General features: G+C 73.0%; 8 protein-coding genes. 5 read left to right on the top strand and 3 right to left on the bottom strand.

All coding sequences use genetic code 11. The annotated features are described in order from the left end of the window. Positions 1-427: ATP-binding cassette domain-containing protein (locus RH94_RS42165; RefSeq protein WP_234425509.1), on the bottom strand; the 427-nt coding region annotated here is incomplete at its 3' end. A 212-nt stretch (positions 428-639) separates the two neighbouring features. Further along, positions 640-1869: a threonine ammonia-lyase gene (gene ilvA / locus RH94_RS03595; RefSeq protein WP_073946195.1), complete on the bottom strand. Its 1230-nt coding sequence runs from the start codon at positions 1867-1869 to the stop codon at positions 640-642. A 165-nt stretch (positions 1870-2034) separates the two neighbouring features. On the opposite strand from ilvA, the gene RH94_RS03590 reads away from it, so the two are divergent. The 3 genes from RH94_RS03590 to RH94_RS03580 all read left to right on the top strand — a co-directional run bounded on the left by RH94_RS03590 (position 2035) and on the right by RH94_RS03580 (position 3523). Next, positions 2035-2535, top strand: a complete 501-nt coding sequence (locus RH94_RS03590; RefSeq protein WP_073946296.1) for a MarR family winged helix-turn-helix transcriptional regulator — start codon at positions 2035-2037, stop codon at positions 2533-2535. Positions 2536-2712: 177 nt separating this feature from the next. Beyond that, positions 2713-3216 (top strand): sigma factor-like helix-turn-helix DNA-binding protein, encoded by a 504-nt coding sequence (locus RH94_RS03585; protein WP_073946194.1) that lies wholly within the window; start codon positions 2713-2715, stop codon positions 3214-3216. A 58-nt stretch (positions 3217-3274) separates the two neighbouring features. Next, positions 3275-3523, top strand: a complete 249-nt coding sequence (locus RH94_RS03580) for a hypothetical protein (protein ID WP_073946193.1) — start codon at positions 3275-3277, stop codon at positions 3521-3523. Between the two features lie 3 nt (positions 3524-3526). Here the strand turns inward: RH94_RS03580 and RH94_RS03575 are convergent, their stop codons facing one another. Next, positions 3527-4681: a cystathionine gamma-synthase gene (locus RH94_RS03575; RefSeq protein WP_073946192.1), complete on the bottom strand. Its 1155-nt coding sequence runs from the start codon at positions 4679-4681 to the stop codon at positions 3527-3529. Positions 4682-4808: 127 nt separating this feature from the next. Between RH94_RS03575 and RH94_RS03570 the strand changes: the two genes are divergently transcribed. Next, on the top strand, positions 4809-5927 hold the full coding sequence (locus RH94_RS03570; protein WP_073946191.1) for a hypothetical protein: 1119 nt from the start codon (positions 4809-4811) through the stop codon (positions 5925-5927). 268 nt (positions 5928-6195) lie between these two features. Beyond that, on the top strand, positions 6196-7827 hold the full coding sequence (locus RH94_RS03565) for a M48 family metalloprotease (protein WP_073946190.1): 1632 nt from the start codon (positions 6196-6198) through the stop codon (positions 7825-7827). Positions 7828-8171: the final 344 nt, after the last annotated feature.

Genomic DNA, 8171 nt, shown 5'->3' with positions numbered 1-8171 from the left:
GGCGGCGCATGCCTCCGGAGTAGGTCTTCGCGGGCCGGTCCGCGGCATCGGTGAGGTTGAACTGCTCCAGCAGCTCGGCCGCCCGGGCCTTCGCCGTACCGGCCCTCATCTGGTAGAGCCGGCCGACCATCTGGAGGTTCTCACGGCCGGTCAGGTACTCGTCGACCGCGGCGAACTGGCCGGACAGGCCGATGGAACGCCGCACTTCATTGGGCTGTTTGAGCACGTCGAGGCCGGCGACGACGGCTTTGCCGCTGTCGGGCCGCAGCAGGGTGGTCAGACATCGGACGGCGGTGGTCTTGCCCGCGCCGTTCGGCCCGAGAAGTCCGAGCACCGTGCCCTCGGGGACATCGAGGTCGACGCCGTCCAGAGCCCTTACGTCGCCGAAGGTCTTCACCAGACCTTCGGCATAGATGGCGCCTGGCATATGAAATCTCCACGTCGTCGGGGATTGTCGGAAAAGCCTAGAGAGGCAGCTCTCGTTTCGCTGGGAATTTCGTCTGCGCAGCGTCCACGCGCCACCGCGAGGCGTGAGACACACCATAACGCGATGTATCGCGTCTCTCAACGGGCTTGCCCGAACGAGTGACAAGAGAAGGGCAAAGGGCCTGTGACCTCGGCGTTCCGCCGCCCGACGGATCAGTCGACGACCGTGTAGCCGGCGTCGCGCAGGGCCTGATTGACCTCGGCGCAGTGCGCCGGCCCCTTCGTCTCCAGGTGCAGTTCCACCTCCGCCTCCGTGAGCCCGAGCCGTGGGTCGGTTCGCACATGGCTCACGTCGAGGACGTTGGCGTCGACCACCGACAACACCCCCAGAAGCGTGGCGAGCGCGCCCGGCCGGTCCGTCAGCCGCAGCCGGACGGCCAGGTAGCGGCCCTGCGCGGCCATGCCGTGCCGCAGCACCCGCTGCAGCAGCACCGGATCGACGTTGCCGCCGGACAGCACCGCCACCACCGGGCCCTCGATGCCGCCCGCACCGCCCAGCAGCGCGGCGACCGGACTCGCCCCGGCCGGCTCCACGACCAGCTTGGCCCGCTCCAGGCACAGCAGCAGCGCGGCGGACAACTCGTCCTCGGTGACCGTGCGCACCTCGTCCACCAGCTCGCCGACGATCGCGAACGGCACGTCGCCCGGCCTTCCGACCTTGATGCCGTCGGCCATCGTCGCCGGATCGTCGATCGCCACCGGCCGACCCGCCGCCAGCGACGGCGGATACGCCGCCGAGCCCGCCGCCTGCACCCCGACGATCCGCACGTCCGGCCGCAGCTCCTTCACCGCCACCGCGATGCCGGCCGCGAGCCCGCCGCCGCCGATGCCGACGACGATCGTGCGCACCTCCGGGCACTGCTCCAGGATCTCCAGGCCGACCGTGCCCTGGCCCGCGATGACGTCGGGGTGGTCGAACGGGTGAATGAACACCGCCCCGGTCCGGGCCGCGTACTCCTGGGCGGCGGCCAGCGTCTCGTCGACCACCTGGCCGTGCAGGCGCACCTCGGCGCCGTACTCCCGGGTGGCGCTGATCTTCGGCAGTGGGGCGCCCCTCGGCATGAACACCGTGGCGTGCACCCCGAGCAGCGACGACGCCAGCGCGACGCCCTGCGCGTGGTTGCCGGCGCTCGCCGCCACCACTCCCGCGGCGCGCTCCTCGGGCAGCAGCCCGGCGATCCGGACGTAGGCGCCGCGCAACTTGAACGACCCCGTCCGCTGCAGGTTCTCGCACTTGAGGTGCACCGGCGCGCCCACCAGCCGGGACAGGTGTCTGCTGCCCTCCATCGCGGTCACCCGCGCCACCCCCGAGAGCATCTTCTGCGCACCGCGCACGTCGTCGAGGGTGACGGGCCGCAGCGAGCCGGCCGTGCTGTAGCTCATGCCCCAAGTCTCGCAGTTCACGGCCGCCGGACGCGGTTGTGACCAACCTCCGAGACCGGTTTGCGCAGCGCCGGTACGGCCTGCCCCCCAGCCGCGTACNNCCCCCAACCCAAGCAGCTCTTCAGAAGTGAGCCCCCCGCCATGCCCACAACACCCGACATGTCGATGGACATGACGACCGTCGGCGACACCGGTCTCCTCGACACCCTCCAGCACGAGGTGGCGGTCTTCGCCCGCCGTGCCGAACAGACCCGGCTCGGCGGGGTCGGGCAGGTGCGCAACTCCATGGACCGCGCCGCCTACCTGCTGCTCAACCGCCTCGACAAAGAGGGTCCGATGGGGGTCAAGGCGCTCGCCGCGAGCATGGGCATCGACTCCTCCACCGTCACCCGCCAGGTGGCACCGCTCGTCGACACCGGGCTCGTCAAGCGCACCTCCCACCCCGAGGACGGGCGGGCCGTGGTGCTGCAGCTGTCCCCGCGCGGGCTGGCGCGGCTGGAGGAGGTCCGCTCCTCCCGGCGGCAGTTGATGGCCGAGCTGACCCAGGACTGGCAGCCGGAGGAGCGCGAGGCCTTCTGCTCGCTGCTGACCCGCTTCAACCACGCTCTCTCCGCCCGCCAGGCCTCCCACGGCGCACCGCAGACGGACACGCCGCCGGCGTCCTGAACGCCTTCCGCCGCCCCGGAGCCACCACCGGCGCCCCGAAGCGGACACCGAGCCCTCTGCGCGGCTCTTGACCGACGGGCTGTCGCTGCCCTCATATGAGACCGGGCCCCGCACGCGGTCGCGCACACCGTACGAGCACGGGTCCCGCTGTCACGGTCGCCCTTGGCGGGAGGCGCGGTGCGAGAACGGCAGGTGTCCCGAGGCGCTCGCCGGGCCCGGGAGTTCGAGGCGTTCGTCGCGGGCGCGGCCGGGCGGCTGCTGCATGCCGCGACGCTGCTCACCGCGGAGGCCCCGGACGACAACCCGCGCGCGCGACGCCTGCTGACCCTCGCCCTGGCACACACGTACGCGTGCTGGGACCGGCTGCGCGGCGAGGACCCGTACGACCGCACCCGCCGGCACCTGGCCACCCGCTTCGCCCGCGAGGCCTGGCATCGGCGCGGCGGCCCGGGCCGCACCCGCCGGCGGCCTCCCGGCACGCTGGCCTCCCTCGCCCCGCAGGAGCGGCTGGTCGTCGTCCTCAGGCTGTACGAGGGCGTGGCCGAGGAGCAGGCGGCGGCCCTGCTCGGGCTGCCCGCGGACCGTGTCCGCGTCCTCTGCGACCGCGCGATCGCCGCGCTCACCCACCCGGCCGGCCGCCCGGCACCGGCGGTACGCGGCACCGAGGTGGCGTCGTCGTGAGCGCTGCGAGGGCCGCGAGCACCCTGAGCGTACGACGACCGGACGAGGGGAGGCGGCGGTGAACCGGACCGAGCGCGAGGCCGCCGTACGACGGCTTCTGGAGCAGCGGCCGCCGCAGGTGCCGGTGGAGCTGTACGACGACGTGGTGCGCCGCGGGGAACGCGTGCTGCGCCGCCGGACGGCCGCCCGCCGGGTGATGTGGCTGGTGCTGTTCGCGGCGGCCGTGGCCTTCACCGTGTGGGCGCTGACGGTCCGGCCGTGGGTGGAGCCGCCGTCGCAGACGACTCCACCCGTGAGCGGTTGGTGACCGTCAGCCGAGGGCCCGCTGCAGGTCCTCGAGCAGGTCGTCGACGTTCTCGATGCCCACCGACAGACGGACCAGGTCCCCGGGGACCTCCAGGGCGGAGCCCGCCGCGGAGGCGTGCGTCATCCGCCCGGGGTGCTCGATCAGGGACTCGACGCCGCCGAGGGACTCGCCGAGCGTGAACACCTCGGCGCGGTTGCAGACCTCGACGGCCGCCTCCTCTCCGCCCTGGACCCGGAAGGAGACCATCCCGCCGAACGCCTTCATCTGCTTGGCGGCGACCTCGTGGCCGGGGTGCTCCGGCAGACCGGGGTACAGAACCTGCGTCACGCGCGCGTGCCGGGACAGCATCTCGGCGACCTTGGCGGCGTTCTCGCTGTGCCGGTCCATGCGCACCGCGAGCGTCTTGGTGCCGCGCAGCACCAGCCAGGAGTCGAAGGGGCCCGCGACGGCCCCCATGGCGTTCTGGTGGTACGCCAGCTCGTCGCCCAGTGCCGCGTCGCTGACGATCAGCGCGCCGCCGACGACGTCCGAGTGGCCGCCCATGTACTTGGTCAGCGAGTGCACCACCACGTCCGCGCCGAGCGCGAGCGGCTGCTGCAGGTACGGCGTGGCGAAGGTGTTGTCGACGACGAGCCGCGCGCCCGCGTCCCGGGCGACCTGGGCGACGGCGGCGATGTCGGTGATGCCGAGCAGCGGGTTGGAGGGGGTCTCCACCCACACGACCCTGGTCCTCGGGGTGATCGCGGCCCGTACGGCGGCCGGGTCACCGGTGTCCGCCACCGACCACTCCACACCCCACCGGGAGACGACCCTGGCGAAGAGGCGGAACGTGCCGCCGTAGGCGTCGTTGGGGATGACGACGTGGTCCCCGGGGCTGAGCAGCGTACGCAACAGGCAGTCCTCGGCAGCCAGTCCGGACGCGAACGCGAGGCCGCGGCGGCCGCCCTCCAGGGCGGCGAGGTTCTCTTCCAGGGCGGTCCTGGTCGGGTTGGCGCTGCGGCTGTACTCGTAGCCGCCGCGCAGTCCGCCCACACCGTCCTGCTTGTAGGTCGAGACCTGGTAGATGGGCGGGACGACCGCTCCGGTGAGGGGGTCGGCTGTATTGCCCGCATGGATCGCGAGCGTCTCGAAGTGCTGACTGATGTGCCTGTCACTCATGGGCCCGAGGGTAGTGCGCCCGCGGGAGTGGTGTTGGACGGCGGGTCCGGCACCGCCCTCGGTCGGGTTTTCCACAGGCGGCGGGACGGGTTGGCCAATTGTCGGCGCGGTCTGGTTCGCTTGAGGCATGGAGATTCTCTGGGTCCTGATGGCACTGGTCTTGCTGGGCTTCGTGCTGATCCCGTACCTGCGGCGCAGGCGCGGCGTCATCGAGCAGGTGCCGGCGGGGCACCCGGACGCCGCGGACCCGGCGGACTACGGGTTCCTGCGGCAGGAGGAGCTCGACGTCCGCCTGCCCGGACCGGACCAGGACCTGCTGGACGTCCTGGACCTGGTGCAGCGGACCCAGGACCATCGCGCGGCCTCCCAGCTCCTCGCGGGCACGGACAAGGAGGACGAGCAGCGCTGGCAGCGCGTGCAGGCCTTCGCCGGCGCCGCCTCGCTGGAGCTGCAGCATCGGCCGGGCGGGGTCGGCGAGGTGCCGGGCGGGCAGTGGCTGCGGGTGTGGCGGGCCGAGGCGCCCAAGGACCCGGGCGGCGCGGCGGTGCACGCCGAGTTCCTGGTGCAGCAGGCGTGGCGTACGGCGACGCCGGGCACGGACGAGTTCCGGATCATCATGGAGGAGGCCAGGGAGGCGTGCGGCCAGGCCGCGCTGCTCGCCCCGGGCGACCCGATCCCCTGCATCGTCGAGCTGTCGGTGGCGCGCGGCCTGGCCTACTCGCAGCCGGAGTTCGAGAAGCTGTGGCTGAAGATCCTCGACCGCGCGCCGAACCACATGGGGGCGCATCTGGCGGCCCTGCACTACTGGTGCGAGAAGTGGCACGGCTCGCGCGAGCTGGCGATGTCGTTCGCCGAGGCCGCGGCCGCCCGCGCGCCCCAGGGCTCGCTGCTGGCGGCCCTGCCGCTCTTCGCCGTCTTCGAGCACCTGCCCGAGGTGAACCTGGTCCGGGGCTTCTACCAGAGCGAGGTCGTGACCAAGGCGATCCACGGCGCGCTCTTCGCGGTGCACGAGGCCCGCTCCGACGACCCGATGCAGGCGCACGTCCGCCATCTGCTGCTCTTCTTCCTCGTCCGCTGCGAGCGGTGGGCCGAGGCCATGAACCAGTTGGTGCACGTCGACGGCCACGTGGGCGCCCTGCCGTGGACGCTGTCCGCGGACCCGGCGGCGGAGTTCGCCGTCCACCGCGCCCTGGCGGTGGCGGGCTACGAGGCGAACGGCGGCAGCCCGGCGACCCTGCTCCGCTGACGGGCCCCGCGCCTTCGGCCGGACCGCACTCCCGGACCGCACTCCCGGACCGGACTGCCGGGCCGGACTGCCGGACCGGACTCCGCTGAAAACCCTGCGCGTCCGGGCGCCGGCCCGGGGCCGAAATTGCCCTCTGACCTGCGGTCGGGCATACTCCGCCTACTCCGCTTGCCGCGTCTTCCCCCACACGCGTCACCGCGCGGTCGCCTCCCAACGGCCGCCGCTCTGCCATGTCCGCTTCTCCAGGTCCTGTGGGGGGATGTGCCCGATGGGCGCAACTCTGCGCGCGCTGCGCGCCGTCGCACTGCTGCTCGGCTTCCATCTGCTGAGCCTCGTCCTGCTCGCCGCGCTGGCCGCCCTCAACGCGGCGGCACTGCGCTGGGCACCCGGCCCGGTCGCCGGCAAGATCGTGGTCGTCTCGGTCCTGCTGGCCGTCCCCGTCGTACGCGGCATGTTCATGATTCGCACGCCGAAGGACGAGAACGTGGCGGGCCTGCCCGTCACCGAGGCCGACGAACCCCGGCTGTGGGCGCTGGTACGGGAGCTCGCGGACGCCGCCGGCACCCGCGCCCCCGACCGGATCGTGCTCACCGGCGACGTCAACGCGGGCGTCACCGAGCGGCCGCGGCTCTTCGGCCTGCTCCCCGGCCCACGCCGCCTCTACCTCGGCGTCCCCCTCATGACCGGGCTGAGCGAGGCCCAGCTGCGCGCCGTACTCGCCCACGAGTACGGCCACTTCACCGGCGGCGACACCCGGCTGTCCGCCCTCGTCGTCCGCGGCCGGACACAGATCGAACGGATCATCGAGCAGTTCCACGCCAAGGCCGACCGCACGGCGGCCGAGGAGCACGCCCGCCAGGAGAAGGCCGCCGCCAGGGCAGCCGTCAAGGGCAAGAAGGCCAAGGAGATCGACACGTCCGGGTCCGGCCTCACGTACCGGATGATGGCCCGGCTCTACACGCGGTACGGCGAGTTCTACCTGCGGGCCTCCCTGACGACCGCCCGCGACCAGGAGTACGCGGCGGACCTGGCCGCCGCCCGGATCGCGGGCCGCGACGCGACCGCGTCGGCGCTGCGCGAGATACCGGCCCTCGCCTCGGCGCACGACTTCTACCTCGAGTGCTACGCCACGCTCGGCGCGCGGGCGCGGCTGATGCCACCGCGCGGTGAGTTCTTCGGCGGCTTCGGCCGGATGCTGAACGCCCGCGCACTGGAACTCGTACAGCTGCGCACGCAGTTGCCGGACGAGCCCGCATCCCCCTACGACTCGCATCCGCCGATCGCCGAACGCGTCCGCCGGATCGAGGACCTGTCCGCCGACGGACGCGCCGAGGAGGCCAAGGGCGTCGCGCTCGACCTGCTCACCGCCCCGGAGCTGACCCTGACGGCCCTGGAGGACGTGGTCCTGACCGAAGAGGCACGGACGTTCCGCCGTACCGCCGACTGGAACGAACTGCTGGACGCCGCGATGGCCGACGCCCTCGCCTCCCTCGACACCCCCCTGCACCGGGCGCTGGCCTTCTACACCAAGGACCGGCCGACACTGCCCGGGCTGCTGACGGTGATCGACGACGGGCAGCTGTGGCGGCTGGCGCAGCGGCTGCCGCTGTCCGACGAGGCGGCGGCCGCGAAAGGCCGTGCCTTCCGCGAGTTCGTCCGCCCGGTGATGCGTGACGCGCTGCGGAGCATGGTGCTGGCCGAGTTCAGTGCCCGCTCGCTGGTGCGCTGGGAGTTCTCCTGGGAACGGGCGGCGACCGCGCACCTGCCCGGACCCGCCGCCGACGCCGGCGGCGGAGACACGGAGGCCGGCGCCGTACTGAACGCCGCGGTGGACGCCGCGCTCGCCGACCGCCCCGACACCGGGCCGCTGCGCGCGCTGCTGCCGCCGCGGGCCGCCTGAGCCTGCCGNGCCGCTCCGACCGACCTCTCCCTCTCCCCCTCTCCCCCTCTCTCCCCGACGACCGAGAAACGGACTCACACCCCCGATGACCGTCCTGCTGTGGATCCTGGGCATCCTGGCCGTCCCCACGTTGATCTTCATCCTGTGGATGGCCTGGGTCTTCGCGAAGGAATACGTGAAGGCGTCCCGCTCGCCGGGCACCGAAGGCGGAGGCGGAGGGAACAGATCGGAGGCCGCCGAGAAGTTCGGCCTGCTCCCCCCGGAACGGCAGAACACCGACCACGCGGCCCCGCTGCCCGCCGACTGGGCGGCCGCGCTGAGCGCGGTGCGCGGCGGAGAGTGGC

This window comes from Streptomyces kebangsaanensis, from assembly GCF_001906585.1.
GTDB lineage: Bacteria > Actinomycetota > Actinomycetes > Streptomycetales > Streptomycetaceae > Streptomyces > Streptomyces kebangsaanensis.
This window is presented reverse-complemented; position numbering and strand designations above follow the sequence as displayed.

Excerpts from the sequence above, each read along its gene's own strand:
- ilvA (WP_073946195.1), bottom strand. The coding sequence starts at position 1,869 with ATGAGCTACAGCACGGCCGGCTCGCTGCGGCCCGTCACCCTCGACGAC.
- RH94_RS03575 (WP_073946192.1), bottom strand. The coding sequence starts at position 4,681 with ATGAGTGACAGGCACATCAGTCAGCACTTCGAGACGCTCGCGATCCAT.
- RH94_RS03565 (WP_073946190.1), top strand. The coding sequence starts at position 6,196 with ATGGGCGCAACTCTGCGCGCGCTGCGCGCCGTCGCACTGCTGCTCGGC.
- RH94_RS03590 (WP_073946296.1), top strand. The coding sequence starts at position 2,035 with ATGGACATGACGACCGTCGGCGACACCGGTCTCCTCGACACCCTCCAG.
- RH94_RS03570 (WP_073946191.1), top strand. The coding sequence starts at position 4,809 with ATGGAGATTCTCTGGGTCCTGATGGCACTGGTCTTGCTGGGCTTCGTG.